The sequence below is a fragment of the Paenibacillus vortex V453 genome (assembly GCF_000193415.1).
Classification (GTDB): domain Bacteria; phylum Bacillota; class Bacilli; order Paenibacillales; family Paenibacillaceae; genus Paenibacillus_AQ; species Paenibacillus_AQ glucanolyticus.
The window spans coordinates 14,677-29,876 of sequence record NZ_ADHJ01000010.1; the positions used below are offsets into that span (position 1 = coordinate 14,677).

Sequence of the window (15,200 nt, forward strand, 5' to 3'; positions counted from 1 at the left end):
CTTTGACTGCCAGCCCGTACATCGGGTTATGGCATCAAAGGGAGTTTTGTTATTACTTCCCGGCTTTCAGAATAGCGAAGCCGAAAGCTGGCAGCTTGACGGTCAGCTGGCCTTGCTTCGCATTAAGGCTCTCGCCGTTCCACAGGTTGGTCCAGGATGGATCCAGTACAGGGACGGTAATCGTGTTGCCGGCCTTATCGTTGTTGATGGCAATGAGGATCGTTTCGTTGTCGTCCTCACGCAGGTAAGCGATTTTGCCGCCGTTCTTCTCGGCATGCAAGAATTTAAAGCTGCCGGTCCGAAGGGCAGAATGCTCTTTGCGCAGCTTGATGAGCGTTTGGTAGAACGTAAACAGGTCCTTGTCGTGTTTCGTCTCATCCCATTCCATGCATTTGCGGCAGCCCGGGTCGTGCCCGCCGTCCATGCCGATTTCGTCGCCGTAATAGATGCATGGCGTGCCGAAATACGTGAACTGGAACATGGCGGCGAGTTTCATCAGACGTTTGTCGCCGCTGGCTTGCGTTAACAGTCTGGCGGTGTCATGACTGTCCAGCAGGTTGAACATCACTTCGCTGGCTTGTCTTGGATATCCCGCAAGCTGCTTGCCAAGCATGAAGGAGAACTTCTCCGCATCTGCGGTGCGGTTGATGAAGAAGTCCAGAACAGCGTTGGTGAACGGATAGTTCATGACAGCGTCAAACTGGTCGCCTTCGAGCCAGATCGAGGATTCATGCCATACCTCGCCTAGGATGTAAGCATCCGGGTTGGCCTTCTTGACAACCTGACGGAATTCGCGCCAGAAGCTGTGTCCCACCTCGTTGGCCACGTCCAGGCGCCAGCCGTCAATGCCGGTTTCCTTAATCCAGTACTCTGCCGCCTTCAGCAGATAAGCTCGGACTTCCGGATTCTCCGTATTCAGCTTCGGCATCAGCGGTTCGAATGCAAAGGTATCATAAGTCGGAATGCCGTCCACGACTTCCAGCGGCAAGGAACGAACGTAGAACCAATCTTTATATTTGGAGTTCATGCCGTTCTTTTGCACGTCAACGAATGGGGCAAACGTTTTGCCGGAATGATTGAATACCGCATCCAGCAGGACGCGGATTCCGCGCGCATGGCACAGGTCCACGAGTTTCTTCAGTGTGTCCTTGTCGCCGAACTGCGGATCGATTTCGAGGTAATCCTCGGTATCGTATTTATGGTTTGTGGTTGCCGTGAACAGCGGCGTGAAGTAAATCGCGTTAACCCCAAGCTCACTAATATAATCCAGGTGGTCGATTACACCCTGAAGGTCACCGCCGAAGAAGTTCTTCGGTGTTGGCTCTGCGCTGCCCCAAGGCAAGGCGCCTTCCGGATCATTGCTCGTGTCGCCGTTTGCGAAGCGTTCCGGGAAAATTTGATAGAAAATGGCGTCCTTCACCCATGCCGGCGGCTGGAAAACGTCATCCGGATTGATGAACGGATACTCGAACAGGCGGTCCGGATTGGCCGGCGGCTCCGTCAGAAAATCATATTCGGTCATCCAGCGCTTTTCCTGGCCCTGCTGGAGCAGAAAGCCGTATTTCAGGCGGCGATAGGGAGGGGTTGCCTCGCACTCCCAATAATCGAACATCTCATCCGAGGACAGCTTGGTCATCGGAATGTATTCCATCGTCTGATCCCATAAATATTTGTCGCCAGCAAGCGCGTACACCTCGGTAATATCATCTTTTTTGGTGCGGATTCTGAGATGGATGGTCGTTCCGTCGTAAGCATAAGACCAGTTTTTGCGCGGACGGTGATAGATGGCTTCCAAGAACATCGATAATTCCTCCTTAGATTAAGTAAAATAAAAAAAGGCACAGCCAGGACTATGAATAGCCGAGGTTGTACCTTTGTAAGATAACATTGCCTTTAGATTATGAATTTGGAATCTCAGGTGTCGATGATTTCATTTGCTCTTTAAAAATATACCATGGGCTGTGAGCGTATACAAGCCCCTCGTAGGACATTCAAGAAGAATGACAACGAATGATACCGGAGGTCCGGCTGGAGCGATAGGCTTGTGGGGAAAGAGCGGAGGTTTGTTGTATAATGGAGAGACAAGGACAGGCCTGAACATGGAGACAGGTATTTTAGGAGGAAATTAAATGCAGTACGATGATCAGATGAAAAACCAGATCAAGCGGATTGAAGGACAGCTTCGCGGGATATTGAAGATGATGGAAGAGAACAAGGATTGCCGGGAAGTCATCACACAATTATCCGCTTCACGCACGGCGATTGACCGGACCATTGGCGTTGTTGTGAGCTCAAATCTGGTGGATTGTGTACGCAAGGCCGAGGAGAACGGTGAGGATACGGAGAAGCTTGTGCTGGAGGCCGTGAATTTGCTTGTAAAGAGCAGGTAATTTGTGAACGGGCAAAATGGGTAAAGGTATGATAACGGCTTTTTTAAGGAGGGTACTCAAATGTCGGTAAATGAACGAATTATTCTAGCCAAGCGGCCGCAAGGTATGCCGGATGAGTCTGATTTTGCGTTTGAGGAACAGCCTTTGCCTGTCCCGCAGGCGGGAGAAGTACTCGTACGGACCGTATACTTATCGGTTGATCCATATATGCGGGGCAGAATGAGTGATGCCAAAAGTTATGCCAAACCCTATGAGGTCGGACAGGTGATTGCAGGCGGCGCAGTAGGGCAGGTGATGGAATCGACGGATCCGACCTATCGGGAGGGCGATTTTGTCACAGGCAGCTGGGGATGGCAGCGCTTTGCCGCTGTGAGCACCGGGACGCTGCGTAAGGTCAACCCGGATCTCGCACCCGTATCGACAGCACTCGGTGTACTCGGGATGACGGGGCTGACAGCTTACTTTGGACTGCTCGATATCGGCCAGCCGCAGGCTGGTGAAACGGTGGTTGTATCTGGCGGTGCAGGTGCCGTTGGCATGATTGTGGGGCAGATTGCCAAGATCAAGGGAGCCCGGGTGGTCGGTATTGCCGGTTCGGATGAGAAGACAACGTATCTGACCGAGGAGCTTGGATTCGACGCGGCGATCAATTATCGGACGGATGATCTGAAGGCAGCTCTAGTCGAGGCTTGTCCCGAAGGGGTTGACGTTTATTTTGACAATGTAGGTGGTGACGTTTCCGATCAGGTCCTGCGCTTGATTAACAAAAACGCGCGGATCCCGATCTGCGGGCAAATCGCACTTTATAATCTGGAGAAACCGGACACAGGTCCGAGAATTCAGAGCTTGCTGCTTACCAATACCGCGCTGATGAAAGGGTTCCTGGTTGGCGATTACGCCAGCCGGTACAATGAGGGACTGCATGAGCTGGCCGAATGGCTGAGAGACGGCAAAATCAAACACGCCGAAAATGTGATCGATGGCTTTGATAAGACCCTGGAGGCGTTTCTGGGGCTATTCACAGGCGAGAACCTGGGAAAACAGCTGGTGAAAGTAAGCGAAGAACAGAAGTAGGAACCTCTGTTTTACAATATAAAAGAGTGCCAGATTCAGATGGGGCCTGCAGGAAACTCCTCAAGACGGAGTTTGGGGCCCAGAAGGCATTGGCCTTCCTTCAGTGTGATTCGGCACTCTTTTTTTGCTGTCATGGTGTTGGAAGAGCGTGTTACATCGCAGCCTCCGGGGTCGAGAATTGCTGATACTGGCGATACATGGAGATTCGCCAGTGGACAATCATCCCGTAAGCCAGCATGAAGAACAGCGCCGCTGTCTGCGGGATGGAAATATGCTGCTCAATATATCCATGTAGCAGGAGCCGGACAGCCAGCAGACCAAGCAGGATGTAGACGAAGCTTTTCGACTTCTGCATGAAGATCTGCCCCTCGACCTTCTCGAATTTCGTGCTTCGGATCAGGGGATAGGAGAAGATGAACCAGCCGACCAAAAAGGCTGCTCCTGCCCACCATAAGGGGATGCGGACCTGCTGCTCTACAAACATCAGAAATCCGGTGCTCATCGCAACCGGCGGAATGATAATCTTCTTAACGGTTACGGGACGATGACTCGCTTTCATCCGAATGAAAATCACGGTCACGGCCATAACCAGCATGGCGATCGTAGAGCCTATTTGAAGAATTGGGGAATCGAAGTCAACCACAATTCAGAACCTCTTTCCATAAATAAGATGACACGACAGTGTGCTTCTTCTGATTATAGCACATTCTTATGCCAGGCAAAATCAGGCAAATGCAGAGGTTCCGCGCTTCATCGCTGGCTGTTCTGTTGATGGAGCCCGTCAATGAATATCCGGATCATGTAAATTCTAGGACTGTCATCCAGATCCAGATCGAGTGCCGAAATTAGACCGGAACGTTCCACGAGTAGGAAAAGCCAGTGACAAAAGGCTGCGAAAGTGTTCGTACCGTATGCAGAGCCTCCGGCTCACTAAGCTGGTAAGGAGTCAATATCCGCAGCAGCAGCTCCACAATCTGATTCCCTACGCGCTGCGTCTCTTGCTGGTCCGGGCGTAGAGGCTGCAGCGCAGCTTCATACAATCCGGGGTGGGATCTTGCAAAGTCAACATAGGTAAGGCATACGAAACGCAGCGCGTCTTCACCTGAGCGGCCGGCGACAGCTTTCAGCATTTGTTCGTGGAGGGTCTGCAGTCCATGCAGCGTCAGAGCGGCATGCAGACCTGAAAGTCCGTCTACATGATTATACAGGGAAGGGGATCGAACCCCAAGCTTACCCGCAAGTGCAGCCAAGGTCACAGCGTGAAGCCCACCCTGATCCGCGAGCTCGGCCGCGGATTGAAGCAGCTGGAGTCGATCTATGCCGGGTCTCGGGCTCATTTCGTATTCCTCCTGAAAGCGGATTCCGCTTGCGTAACAGCCTGCTGCATGCTGGCGGTTGGGTTGGTTAGCATTTTTCCATGGCCGACAGCCAGAACGGCGGGCTTCAGGGCAGTCAATGATGTGGCGCTTTGCAGCGAATGCTCTTTGCTCCATGTAGCCAGGGCAGGGAAAGGAAACAAGGGATTAAGCATGCCGGATACAGCTAATCCGCCCCGGGTTAGCCAAGCATCGCCCGCAATCAGGATACCGCTGCGCTCATCGAGAAATGCCATATGTCCAGGTGTATGACCCGGGGATGCAATGGCTTTGAGTGAGCCTATGGAATCGCCCCCGCTCAGCAGCACATCGGGAACCGTGGTTATGTTCTTGGGGATCCCTCCACGAATCGGAGTTTGCTGCTCTCCAGGCAGGAGCTCGGCGTTGCCTTTAAGGAGCAAGGCGTCACGCTGCGAGATGTAAACAGAGGCATCCGGAAGCTCCTTCTTTAACCCGTCGAGAGCTCCGACATGATCACCATGGGCATGGGTCAATACGATGCGGGTTATGGGTTTGCCTATAGCGGATGCAGCTTGAAGGATTCCTTTTTTGGAAAAAGACATCCCGGCATCAATAAGTGTCAATCCGTCGTTTTCTTCAACAAGGTAGACATTAACCGGGAATAAACGAGGAAGAAAAGAAATTTGGGTCACGTGCTCTATCGTAGTTTTTAACATAAAAAGAGTTCCCCTTTCGTCGTAAACTAATCATATTAGTATTATAACTAATACAATTAGTTTTATCAAGCCTAAAATTAAGCCTGAATTGTAACATTTTCATGAATTTGTCAATTAAATCGCTAAAATTTTTATAAATTTACCAAATTTTGAGTGCAATATTCATCGTTTTGCGTTACCATAATGATAGATAATCGGAAAAAATTGTAGATTGTTTTACTATGAAGAATGAGGGGCGGACGACATGGATATTTTCAAACGCATCGTTATTTTGATGGTGATGTATGCCTTCTCCGCTGTACTGTTATATATAGCCAGCCAGCACACGCCATATTTGCTTCCTGTCATTTGGATTTCTGCGCTTATGCTGCTGTTATGCGGCATCGCCTATCTGGGATACCACTACTTTTTCAAGATACGCAGAAGACGAAGTTAAACGAAGAATGAAATACAGGTCTGCCCTATCCGGGTGGGCTTTTTTTGTGCCTGTTCGGGACAGCATGCGCTGGGGCTTGAAACTTGTTGTCAGACGATGCCTTTTGTTTGCTTGTCTAGTGAGGTTGGAGAAAAATAAAAAAACCGTTTGAAACACACCGCAGTCTTATATACAGTGATTGAATAACGAGGCAGGTCGGATGAGGGGAAGGTATATCGCATGATGGATCATAAAGAGCTTGCCGCTGCGGCATGCAGAGGGGATGAAGAAGCATTCTATTCACTCGTAACGGAGCACCGCAGGCGTTTATACGCAATCGCGTACAGTTATTTGCATAATGAGAGCGACGCACTGGAGGTATTGCAGGAGACGGTATACCGGGCGTGGATGAAGTGCGGGAAGCTGAAGCATCCGGAGGCGTTTGTTCCTTGGCTTATCCGGATATTGATTAACTGCTGCGTTGATGAGCAGAAACGAAAAAAGCGCATGGTGCCGATAGAGGAGGTACGAAGCCAGGAGATGGCTGCCGAGATGGTCAGTGACAGCAAGCTGGATCTGGAGCAGGCACTCAGCCGCATGAAACCCAAATACCGCCATGTGTTGATTCTGAAGTATTACCAGGACATGACGATCGCCGATATCGCGAAAATTCTGGATTGTCCTGAGGGGACCGTCAAAACCCGGCTTCATCAGGGATTAAAGCTGCTTCGGCAGAAAATCGAGCCAGGAGGTGACCATATTCCATGTTTGAGAAGGAAGAGCGCATGCTGAAAGAGATGAATAAATCCGCGGAGGTCAGCACAGAGGCTGTCACCGATGAAGCGCTGGACGCGGCGGTTCGAAGCGGGATGCGGAGAGGACGGCGCCACCGGCGGCTTCGTGCCCGTTTGGTTTCCTTCTCCGCGGTGATGGTAACCGTAGCGGCCGCGCTGCTGCTGGCAGTCTGGGGCGGGGACGAGAGCGGATTGAAGCCGAAGGAGCAGATGGCGGCTCAAGGGCCGTATCCGCCGCTGACGGGGTTTGATTTTGGCGAAGATATTACGCTGAATACGGCGAATAAATATGGAATGATTCAGCCGGTTAATCAATCGGTAACAAAGGGAGACTACACCGTAACCGTGAACGGGGTGCTGGTGGGCTCCCAGCGGATGGACGTATTTTATACTGTCCAGAATATGGCGGAGGATCCGGCCGACTTGAAGAGGGTCGTACTGAAGCATCCGGGCTCAAGCGATCCGCTGCCCTACAGTGTGGGCTCTTCCGGAGGGAACAAGCTGGCACCCGGTGTGCTGCACCGATCCCAACTGGATGTTCAGACGAATGAGGACACCCCGCTGCCGCAGGAGCTGACCTTCTCTTTTATCCTGGCCCCGTATTCCACGAATACGGTCTATGAATCCTCGGCGGAAAACGAGCAGGTGATCGATATTAACGTTTCCATTGATGTACAGACTGCCCAGAAGTACCTCACCACGATTCCAATCAACAAAATGCTGCAGATTGAGAAGCAGAGGTTCTACTTGAAGGAAGCCGTTCTGTCACCGGCTGGAATTGTTGTGAAAGCCAACATTCCGTCAAGCAATACCATGAAGGTATCCGGTCTGTGGGGTGTTTATCTGGAGACTGTCGTTAACGGTGAGAAGATCAGATTGAACAGCGATTCCGCGTTCTTGCCGGGTGCCGGGGGAGGAGATATGACTTATTTCTTCGAAAGCAATATATTGGAGAAACCCGAATCAATCATGCTGAAGGCGGACGGATTCCAGGCAGTTGACCCTTCCACGATGCAGCTCGTTGTTGATACGGAGAAGGGGAAAGTAATCCGTTCGCCGGATGGAGACATTCAGTTCGGAGAGTATACGAAGCATATGCTGACACTGGAATATGAAGAGCGGGCCGACAGGCATATGGGCAGTGTATCGATTGAGCCCGAGTTCGTGGATGGTGAGGGGAACAAACATATGATTAATGAGGATGCAGGGGGAGTCAACTCATCATCCCATTCTTCTTCCGATACGGGAATAAGCAGGATTACTCAGTATATATACCTTAAACCGCAAGAATATCCTCAGCCGCTCACGTTCACACTAAGCAGCTACCCTGGCGTCATGGAGCAGGCCTTCGAGGTGCCGATTCAATGAAATTAGAGATGCTGAAAGCTCATCAGAATAACCAATGCACCGAATGCGATGATCATTTTGCCAGCAAATTTTAAGTACCATATTCTCAAATCGCTGAGCTCAATGTCATCTCTCGATCTTCTGAACCACCATGAATCCGGATGTCGGATGGAATATATGCCAATCGCGATGAGTGCAATGCCTATTAACGCAGTAAACATGAAGTTGAACATGGATAATCAGCTCCTTTAACCATAATTACGTATGATGATCTGGAATGGTCCCACATTTGCAAGCATGCTATAAGGACGACTCTTGGACACAAAAGGAACTGCCGCCCGACCTGATGACGGGGGCAGTTCCTTTTCTTGTTTCTTTATATCCTAAATCGTAGATTGATTGCGCTATTCCCTATGCTTGTTAGGCGAGCTTCCTTCGGTTCCCTTTGCATCGAGCAGCTCGATTAGAGCTTTGGGTACTCCGTTAAGGAGCAGCCATTGACGCAGCGTCTCGATGGCCCGAATGTGGCCATTCCCTTCATCCCGCCAGGTCAGCAGCTCAACTACCTTAATGACCAGGAGCATCAGCTCCATTTTGTCATGTTCGGTTTGGTCTGCCCGAATTTTTTGAAATACGGCTTCTTTCTCCCAATCAAGCAATATTTCTTCACCTATCGTAGGTTTCATGAGTGAATAGCTGAAATCGCACTGCGGGCAGTGGACCGTGTTAAACTGTTCTGATTCGAACGCAACCCGGATATCAGTTTGACACTGACGGCAGTGGAACTGGACTTGAATTGCTGTGTTTGTGTTTGTCTCCATGTGTGTTGCCTCCTTCTAAGAGAAAGGTATTCTCTTTTTACCCAATACTCGGTAACTATGACCCATCTCCCGCCGGGGAAGCACCAGAAAACATGAAAAAGGACCACCCTTATTCGGGTGATCCTTCCAAATACATCGTCCAATACCTAACCTTCATCCTACTTCGTGCTGCTCTTGACGTGGATCAGCACATTATAGAGGAAAGCCAGAATGCCCAGCGTTACCAGAACGCCACCTACCGCAATTACCGGTTCAACGGATTCAACACCGCTCATCAGTAGTGCGAGACCAATCATCATGACAGGCAGACCGATATTGTGCAGCCAGAAATGCACTTTGCCAACGGTCGATTCCCCGGCTGCAGGGAACAGATGATAGATAACGCCTGCAAGAGCCAGAGACGCCCAGCCCAGCAGGTTGACGTGTGCGTGAACAGAGGCGTAATCATAGCTGTGGGATATAGACATGTACATGCCAAGCAGCACCCCGAGCACAAAGTAAACCGCAGCAATCCTGATTAATTTGACACCCATACAATCCCTCCTAAATGCATGACTACTATGATATATGTCACCTGTGGTGAAGTAGACCTGGATGGAGGAAGATTTAACAAAAAAAAGAAACCGACGACCCTTGCGAGGATCATCGGTTATTGTGAGTGTTTGGTTCATTCAGATTCTATTCAAGCTCCAGCACATCATAGATTAGCCATTGGCCGTTTGCTTTTTTAAGCCAGTAGAGTGAAGTTGTGTTGATGATATCCCCGTCCGCATCGTCGGTTTCCTCGATGTAGACTACGGTTTCCTCTCCCTGGAAGAAGACCGGACGGACAGCTTCAGCTGTGAGGTTGAAATTCACTTCATCGAAGATGCCTTCAGCAATGCTGTTCTGGAACATCTCATAGAATGCCGAGTCCGGATGAATAACGGACATGAGCAGGGGACCATTCTCTTCATTGAAGCCCTTGTACTGCGTGTCAATGGATTCGCGGATGGCTTTCAGTTCTGCTTCCGGCACCTTCGGATTCGCATCGAGCAGATTATCCCCTGCCAGATATTCCGTATCATATTGATTCAGATCATAGATTTTCCAGGCACCCGACGCATCCTTTTTCAGGAGATTCTCGTAATGGAGTGTAACATCCCATGTAAAAGGGCCGCTGCTGCGCTCAAGGGTAACGCTGGTGAATGCGTGGATTGATGTTCCCGCTACCGTTACTTCCCATACATCACTCGATACATGAAGGTCGTATTTGAATTGGTTCTGATAGCCTTCTTTGGTCTTCGCAAGAACAGGAGACTTCGAATGGAATAAGGCCATTGCGGCATCCAATTTCTTGGCATTTCCTGCCTCTTCAAGTGCGTGGTAAAGCTTCTTCACCTCATCGGTGGCTTTGTCGATTGCGCCTTCGCGGTCAATCTTGATGGTGCGCGCCTTGGCATCCCACTTCACTGGCAGCCCTGTAGCTTCAGCTACAAAACGAAGGGGCACCAGCGTGTTGCCGGCATCGGTAAAGGGTGCGATCTGGAGCGAGGTTTTGACTCCATTGACATACGCGGTCTTCTGGCCGATGGTCATTTGAAGCTTCTGATCGAGGTATGTACCTGTCACCTGCTTGTTGGCGCTGTTCCAATTGACCTTATAATCCAATGCCTGGAACAAAGGACGGAATTGAACGAAGGTGACCCCGTTCTTCATAATAGGCGCTGCCTGAAACTTGATTTCCTGGTTATCGAGGTAGACCCGGATTTTCCCCTGATTCTTCGCCGGAGCAGCTTGTGCCGCACTTGCGAACAGGAACAGGAATGCGATAGCCAGCAGGCTGATTTTTTTCTTCAATTTGCTGTCATCTCCTTCAACGAATGATAGAATAGAGAGGTAATTGTGGTAATCGTACATGATAAAACCAACGGTAGCAATACATTTCTTTGCAAGTAATTATTGGTAGTAACCAGGAGACGGTTGCCTGCCGGAACCACTTGTAAAAAGTCGGGTAAGCATGAGGCTCCGCTGGGTAATACATAGTAAGAGTCAGGCCGGGTCAACCGGCCCAATTCATTAAACAAAGGAGTGGAGCACATGACAGCAGGACAGGAACTGATATTTTACATAGGAACCTATGGTTCAGAGGAAGAGAATCGAATTCATTGGGGGGCGATGGATCGGGGAACGGGCGAGCTGCGTCTATTGGGCGGAACGGCTGGCATAGAGAACCCGACGTATCTTGATTTTGACGACTCCATCTCCGTGCTGTATGCGGCCAGCGAGAAGGGTGAAAGCGATGTGTCTGCTTATTCGGCCAATCTGGTGAACGGTGAATTGACCCTGCTGAATGTTCAGTCCACCGGTTCATCCGGGGCATGCCATGTCTCTCGTACGTCCAGCGGGAAGTATCTGCTCACGACAGGGTACAGCGATGGACATATTTCGGTGCTTGCTTTGGAGAAAGACGGCAGGGTAGGGGAGATTACTTCCAAAATCAAGCACAGCGGACGCGGGCTCCGGGATGACCGTCAATCGGAGGCGCATCCGCATTCGATATTTGAAGACCCGCTGAACCAATATATCGTAGTCAGTGATCTGGGCATGGATGATGTGAATCTGTACCGTCTGGAGGACGGCAAACTCGTGACCCACCGCGAGATCAGTCTGCCGCCGGGCTCGGGGCCGCGGCATGTTGCCTTTCATCCGTCAGGCAAGTGGGTATACGGCACGAATGAGCTCAACAGTACGGTAACGGCTTATGCCAACGATGCAACGTTCGGGGATTTGAAAATATTGCAGCATATATCCACCCTACCGGAGGACGTTGTGATGGACAGCAACACCTCCTCGCATCTGCTGGTGTCTCCTTGCGGTCGTTATCTGTACGCTTCCAATCGGGGGCATGACAGCATCGTGCAGTATGTAATCGATCAGGAAGCCGGTACGCTTCGTGCAGTCAATTGGGTGTCTTCCGGCGGTAAAACGCCGCGCCATTTTAATATTCTGCCGGATGGCTTCCTGCTTGCGGCGAATCAGGACAATGGCCTGATCGCAAGTTACCGGATCGATCCGGATACTGGCAATCTGGTCTCTACAGGCTATACATTAGAAGTGACACGTCCGGTGTGCATCTGTCCCGTTGAGAAAGCGAAGGCATAAGAGCTGCTAAGCTAGCATGAATTGTGCACCAGACAAACAATAGAACAAGACGAGAAGGGCTGCCGAGTGGCAGCCCTTGTTGTATACCTGATAACCTGATTACAAATCGCAGCGTTCACATTCGCCAGAGCGATGCTTGCAGCAATTCAGGTGTTTAATCATTCAGTGGATTAATGAGCAAAGATGTGATTGCCGATCTGCACCACTTGCGGTCTGGACCAGATCCATTGGCTGGTCGCTGTTTTTGGATTGAAGTAATAAAGGGATTCGTACGTCGGATCCCATCCGCGGACGGCATCCATTGCAGCGAGATAAGCGGTTCGGTCCGGCGTTAGCCAGTATTGGCCGTCATCGACGGCTGTAAAAGCGCCCTTTTGAAAAACAACGCCCCGAATATCATTCGGAAACTCGCCGGATTGAATGCGGTTCATAACAACGGCTCCCACAGCAACTTGTCCTTTGTAGGGCTCACCGCGGGCTTCACTGTATATGACTTTTGCCATGATATCCATCTCGGATTGATTTAACGTATATTTTTTCAGCTGTCTCCAGGTTTGTGCACCGGTAATTCCATCAGCGGGCACCCCGTATTCCTTCTGGAAACGCGTAACGGCTGCTTTTGTGTTAGCTCCATATTTGCCATCCAGCGGTTGCGTGTAGAAGTCCAGTGTTTTCAGACGATATTGAAGGTCCCAGACATCCCCGTTCTCGCTGCCCGGCTTTAACAGCGGAGCTGCCTCTGTTGTTTGGGCAAATGCGGGCATGAACAGAAGGATACTCAGGAAAAGAGCAGAAATTATTTTCCATGATTGCTTTCGTATGGTGATCATCTCCTTTGGGGTTGAATTATAAGGATGGAAACAGCTTCATACAACCATCAGTAAATGGAAAATCGCGCAGTGACTGCGTTAGTGGCACCAAAAATGGTTCTGTGGACCGAGTTGTGACGAACTTGAAATTTTTTGAAAAAAAGGTTTGACAGCTGGGGGAGGACTTATTACAATAGCTACATAACATACTAAACAGGTAGGAATTATATTATATTGTTCTCACCGTATCGACGGAGGAACGCTCGAAGACAATGCAGGCACGGCATGAAGCCGGTTTGACTCTGTTCTGTCGAGCTTTCCTCCGTCTTTTTTTGCCATAAGGCCTGTTTAGTAGAGATTAGTAGGGGGAGTGATCCATATGAAAAAGGTGTTGAAGCAAGGGATACTCGTAGGTTTGACAGTGCTGTTGACAGCGGCGCTTACGGCTTGCGGTGCACAGAAAACAGAGACAGTTGCAACCGCCGATGGAGAAGCGCCGGCTTCGGGTTCAAGCAGCAAGCCAAGTGTGGAACTGCTCAATGTTTCTTACGATCCAACTCGGGAGTTATATGACCAGTACAACAAAGCCTTCGCAGCCCATTGGGAGAAGGAGCAGGGACAGAAGGTCACGTTCAAGCAATCGCACGGGGGTTCAGGGAAGCAAAGCCGCTCGGTCATCGACGGTTTGGAGGCGGATGTGGTCACGCTGGCCCTCGGTTATGATATCGATGCGATCCGTCAGGCAGGCTTGATCAATGAAGGCTGGGAGAGCAAGTTTGAGCATAACAGCGCTCCCTACACCTCGACCATCGTATTCCTCGTTCGCAAGGGCAACCCGAAAGGCATCAAGGATTGGCCGGATCTGATCAAGGACGGCGTGGAAGTCATTACGCCGAATCCGCAGACCTCCGGCGGTGCACGCTGGAACTATCTCGCGGCGTGGGGATATGCCTTGAAAGTGAACAATAACGATGAAGCGAAAGCGCAGGCATTCGTTAAAGAGCTGTTTACCCATGTGCCCGTGCTCGACAGTGGTGCCCGTGGTGCGACAACGACGTTTGTTGAGCGTGGGATTGGGGATGTGCTGCTGGCTTGGGAGAATGAAGCCTACCTCTCCATCAACGAGCTCGGGCCGGATAAATTTGAAATCGTGAATCCATCGGTCAGTATTTTGGCAGAACCGCCGGTCGCCGTAGTGGATAAGAACGTTGACAAGCGGGGAACCCGTGAAGTTGCGGAAGCTTACTTGAATTATTTGTACAGTGAAGAAGGGCAGACGATTGCGGCTGAGAACTATTACCGTCCGACGCTTGCAAGCGTAGCCGACAAGTACAAAGAGAAATTCCCGACTATCGAATTGTTTACGCTTAAGGACGTATTTGGAACATGGGAAGAAACACAGACCAAGCATTTCAATGACGGCGGCATCTTTAATCAGATTTACGTGCCAGGCAGCTGATCGGCATCAAGCCGAAGGCAGAAGGGGATGAGAGGATATGGCTTTGATCCAAGTACAGAGACAAGGCCGAGGTAATCGCAGAGTGCTCCCCGGTTTTGGAATCGGAATGGGACTCACCGTGTTATATATGAGTTTGGTAGTGCTGGTGCCCTTGTCTGCATTACTTCTCAACCAGACCGGACTTACATGGGAGAAGTTCTGGTCTGTTGCGAGTGATCCGAGGGTACTTGCTTCTTACCGAGTGAGTCTCGGGACGGCGGCGATGGCGGCACTGATCGATACGTTACTGGGTTTGCTGCTGGCATGGGTGCTGGTGCGGTATGACTTTCCTGGTAAAAAACTGTGGGATGCCTTGATCGATTTACCCTTCGCGCTGCCAACCGCAGTGGCGGGGGTTGCCTTGACTGCGATCTATTCCTCTAACGGATGGATTGGATCTTTGCTTGAGCCTCTTGGCATCAAGGCGGCTTTCTCGCCCATGGGCATAACGCTTGCCTTGATGTTTATTGGCATACCGTTCGTTGTACGGACGGTACAGCCGGTGCTGGAGGATGCGGAGCGGGATACGGAAGAAGCGGCAGCGACACTCGGAGCAGGTCGATGGCGTACTTTTCGTACCATAATCCTGCCTACCCTGATCCCGCCGCTGCTCACTGGTTTTGCATTAGCTTTCGCCCGAGGAATTGGGGAATATGGATCCGTGGTGTTCATATCGGGGAATATGCCTATGAAGACGGAGATTGCACCGCTCTTGATCATGACCAAGCTGGAGCAGTTTGATTACGCCGGTGCAACGGCAGTTGCCTTGATTCTGCTGCTCATCTCGTTTGTACTGCTCTTGGGCATTAACATTCTACAGCATTGGTCGCGGAAAACCGCGCGCTAAGGGGAGGG

Annotated in this window: 17 protein-coding genes; 8 read left to right on the forward strand and 9 right to left on the reverse strand. The window is 50.6% G+C overall.

What is annotated here, in order from left to right:
• Nucleotides 1-52: 52 nt before the first annotated feature.
• A complete protein-coding gene (locus PVOR_RS04885; protein WP_006207979.1) occupies nucleotides 53-1,801 on the reverse strand; it encodes an alpha-glycosidase in 1,749 nt (582 codons plus the stop codon).
• A 328-nt stretch (nucleotides 1,802-2,129) separates the two neighbouring features.
• On the opposite strand from PVOR_RS04885, the gene PVOR_RS04890 reads away from it, so the two are divergent.
• Nucleotides 2,130-2,390: a metal-sensitive transcriptional regulator gene (locus PVOR_RS04890; RefSeq protein WP_006207980.1), complete on the forward strand. Its 261-nt coding sequence runs from the start codon at nucleotides 2,130-2,132 to the stop codon at nucleotides 2,388-2,390.
• 60 nt (nucleotides 2,391-2,450) lie between these two features.
• Nucleotides 2,451-3,464, forward strand: coding sequence for an NADP-dependent oxidoreductase (locus tag PVOR_RS04895; RefSeq protein WP_006207981.1), 1,014 nt, complete (start codon nucleotides 2,451-2,453; stop codon nucleotides 3,462-3,464).
• Nucleotides 3,465-3,615: 151 nt separating this feature from the next.
• On the opposite strand, the gene PVOR_RS04900 is transcribed toward PVOR_RS04895, so the two are convergent.
• From PVOR_RS04900 to PVOR_RS04910, 3 genes are all read right to left on the reverse strand, one after another.
• Complete coding sequence (locus PVOR_RS04900; RefSeq protein ID WP_006207982.1) at nucleotides 3,616-4,107, reverse strand: cytochrome c biogenesis protein CcdC; 492 nt, start codon at nucleotides 4,105-4,107, stop codon at nucleotides 3,616-3,618.
• Between the two features lie 202 nt (nucleotides 4,108-4,309).
• A complete protein-coding gene (locus tag PVOR_RS04905) occupies nucleotides 4,310-4,801 on the reverse strand; it encodes a TetR/AcrR family transcriptional regulator (RefSeq protein WP_006207983.1) in 492 nt (163 codons plus the stop codon).
• Nucleotides 4,798-5,517: an MBL fold metallo-hydrolase gene (locus PVOR_RS04910; RefSeq protein ID WP_006207984.1), complete on the reverse strand. Its 720-nt coding sequence runs from the start codon at nucleotides 5,515-5,517 to the stop codon at nucleotides 4,798-4,800. The genes PVOR_RS04905 and PVOR_RS04910 overlap by 4 nt, the downstream gene beginning before the upstream one ends.
• Before the next feature lie 244 nt (nucleotides 5,518-5,761).
• Between PVOR_RS04910 and PVOR_RS04915 the strand changes: the two genes are divergently transcribed.
• The 3 genes from PVOR_RS04915 (at nucleotide 5,762) to PVOR_RS04925 (ending at nucleotide 8,094) form a co-directional block, all read left to right on the forward strand.
• Nucleotides 5,762-5,953, forward strand: coding sequence for a hypothetical protein (locus tag PVOR_RS04915; RefSeq protein ID WP_006207985.1), 192 nt, complete (start codon nucleotides 5,762-5,764; stop codon nucleotides 5,951-5,953).
• A gap of 219 nt (nucleotides 5,954-6,172) precedes the next feature.
• Nucleotides 6,173-6,724: a sigma-70 family RNA polymerase sigma factor gene (locus PVOR_RS04920; RefSeq protein WP_006207986.1), complete on the forward strand. Its 552-nt coding sequence runs from the start codon at nucleotides 6,173-6,175 to the stop codon at nucleotides 6,722-6,724.
• Nucleotides 6,697-8,094 carry a DUF4179 domain-containing protein gene (locus tag PVOR_RS04925; protein ID WP_006207987.1) on the forward strand — a complete coding sequence of 466 codons (1,398 nt, stop codon included), beginning with the start codon at nucleotides 6,697-6,699 and terminating at the stop codon, nucleotides 8,092-8,094. The genes PVOR_RS04920 and PVOR_RS04925 overlap by 28 nt, the downstream gene beginning before the upstream one ends.
• Nucleotides 8,095-8,096: 2 nt before the next feature.
• On the opposite strand, the gene PVOR_RS04930 is transcribed toward PVOR_RS04925, so the two are convergent.
• The 4 genes from PVOR_RS04930 to PVOR_RS04945 form a co-directional block, all read right to left on the reverse strand.
• Nucleotides 8,097-8,294, reverse strand: coding sequence for a hypothetical protein (locus PVOR_RS04930; RefSeq protein ID WP_234972780.1), 198 nt, complete (start codon nucleotides 8,292-8,294; stop codon nucleotides 8,097-8,099).
• 183 nt (nucleotides 8,295-8,477) lie between these two features.
• Nucleotides 8,478-8,894 carry a hypothetical protein gene (locus PVOR_RS04935; RefSeq protein ID WP_006207989.1) on the reverse strand — a complete coding sequence of 139 codons (417 nt, stop codon included), beginning with the start codon at nucleotides 8,892-8,894 and terminating at the stop codon, nucleotides 8,478-8,480.
• Nucleotides 8,895-9,052: 158 nt separating this feature from the next.
• Complete coding sequence (locus tag PVOR_RS04940; RefSeq protein ID WP_006207990.1) at nucleotides 9,053-9,427, reverse strand: hypothetical protein; 375 nt, start codon at nucleotides 9,425-9,427, stop codon at nucleotides 9,053-9,055.
• A 145-nt stretch (nucleotides 9,428-9,572) separates the two neighbouring features.
• Complete coding sequence (locus PVOR_RS04945; protein ID WP_006207991.1) at nucleotides 9,573-10,733, reverse strand: copper amine oxidase N-terminal domain-containing protein; 1,161 nt, start codon at nucleotides 10,731-10,733, stop codon at nucleotides 9,573-9,575.
• 240 nt (nucleotides 10,734-10,973) lie between these two features.
• Between PVOR_RS04945 and PVOR_RS04950 the strand changes: the two genes are divergently transcribed.
• A complete protein-coding gene (locus PVOR_RS04950; protein ID WP_006207992.1) occupies nucleotides 10,974-12,038 on the forward strand; it encodes a lactonase family protein in 1,065 nt (354 codons plus the stop codon).
• Between the two features lie 170 nt (nucleotides 12,039-12,208).
• On the opposite strand, the gene sleB is transcribed toward PVOR_RS04950, so the two are convergent.
• Nucleotides 12,209-12,868 (reverse strand): spore cortex-lytic enzyme, encoded by a 660-nt coding sequence (gene sleB / locus PVOR_RS04955; RefSeq protein WP_036643777.1) that lies wholly within the window; start codon nucleotides 12,866-12,868, stop codon nucleotides 12,209-12,211.
• Nucleotides 12,869-13,226: 358 nt separating this feature from the next.
• Here sleB and PVOR_RS04960 point away from each other — a divergent pair, with 358 nt between their 5' ends.
• Nucleotides 13,227-14,306: a sulfate ABC transporter substrate-binding protein gene (locus tag PVOR_RS04960; protein WP_006207994.1), complete on the forward strand. Its 1,080-nt coding sequence runs from the start codon at nucleotides 13,227-13,229 to the stop codon at nucleotides 14,304-14,306.
• 37 nt (nucleotides 14,307-14,343) lie between these two features.
• Complete coding sequence (cysT, locus tag PVOR_RS04965) at nucleotides 14,344-15,192, forward strand: sulfate ABC transporter permease subunit CysT (RefSeq protein ID WP_006207995.1); 849 nt, start codon at nucleotides 14,344-14,346, stop codon at nucleotides 15,190-15,192.
• The last annotated feature ends 8 nt before the right edge of the window (nucleotides 15,193-15,200 follow it).

What these genes read in the sequence shown, in the direction of transcription:
- PVOR_RS04885 (WP_006207979.1), bottom strand. Translation starts at nt 1,801, where the DNA reads ATGTTCTTGGAAGCCATCTATCACCGTCCGCGCAAAAACTGGTCTTAT.
- PVOR_RS04890 (WP_006207980.1), top strand. Translation starts at nt 2,130, where the DNA reads ATGCAGTACGATGATCAGATGAAAAACCAGATCAAGCGGATTGAAGGA.
- PVOR_RS04895 (WP_006207981.1), top strand. Translation starts at nt 2,451, where the DNA reads ATGTCGGTAAATGAACGAATTATTCTAGCCAAGCGGCCGCAAGGTATG.
- PVOR_RS04905 (WP_006207983.1), bottom strand. Translation starts at nt 4,801, where the DNA reads ATGAGCCCGAGACCCGGCATAGATCGACTCCAGCTGCTTCAATCCGCG.
- PVOR_RS04910 (WP_006207984.1), bottom strand. Translation starts at nt 5,517, where the DNA reads ATGTTAAAAACTACGATAGAGCACGTGACCCAAATTTCTTTTCTTCCT.
- PVOR_RS04915 (WP_006207985.1), top strand. Translation starts at nt 5,762, where the DNA reads ATGGATATTTTCAAACGCATCGTTATTTTGATGGTGATGTATGCCTTC.
- PVOR_RS04920 (WP_006207986.1), top strand. Translation starts at nt 6,173, where the DNA reads ATGATGGATCATAAAGAGCTTGCCGCTGCGGCATGCAGAGGGGATGAA.
- PVOR_RS04925 (WP_006207987.1), top strand. Translation starts at nt 6,697, where the DNA reads ATGTTTGAGAAGGAAGAGCGCATGCTGAAAGAGATGAATAAATCCGCG.
- PVOR_RS04930 (WP_234972780.1), bottom strand. Translation starts at nt 8,294, where the DNA reads ATGTTTACTGCGTTAATAGGCATTGCACTCATCGCGATTGGCATATAT.
- PVOR_RS04935 (WP_006207989.1), bottom strand. Translation starts at nt 8,894, where the DNA reads ATGGAGACAAACACAAACACAGCAATTCAAGTCCAGTTCCACTGCCGT.
- PVOR_RS04940 (WP_006207990.1), bottom strand. Translation starts at nt 9,427, where the DNA reads ATGGGTGTCAAATTAATCAGGATTGCTGCGGTTTACTTTGTGCTCGGG.
- PVOR_RS04950 (WP_006207992.1), top strand. Translation starts at nt 10,974, where the DNA reads ATGACAGCAGGACAGGAACTGATATTTTACATAGGAACCTATGGTTCA.
- sleB (WP_036643777.1), bottom strand. Translation starts at nt 12,868, where the DNA reads ATGATCACCATACGAAAGCAATCATGGAAAATAATTTCTGCTCTTTTC.
- PVOR_RS04960 (WP_006207994.1), top strand. Translation starts at nt 13,227, where the DNA reads ATGAAAAAGGTGTTGAAGCAAGGGATACTCGTAGGTTTGACAGTGCTG.
- cysT (WP_006207995.1), top strand. Translation starts at nt 14,344, where the DNA reads ATGGCTTTGATCCAAGTACAGAGACAAGGCCGAGGTAATCGCAGAGTG.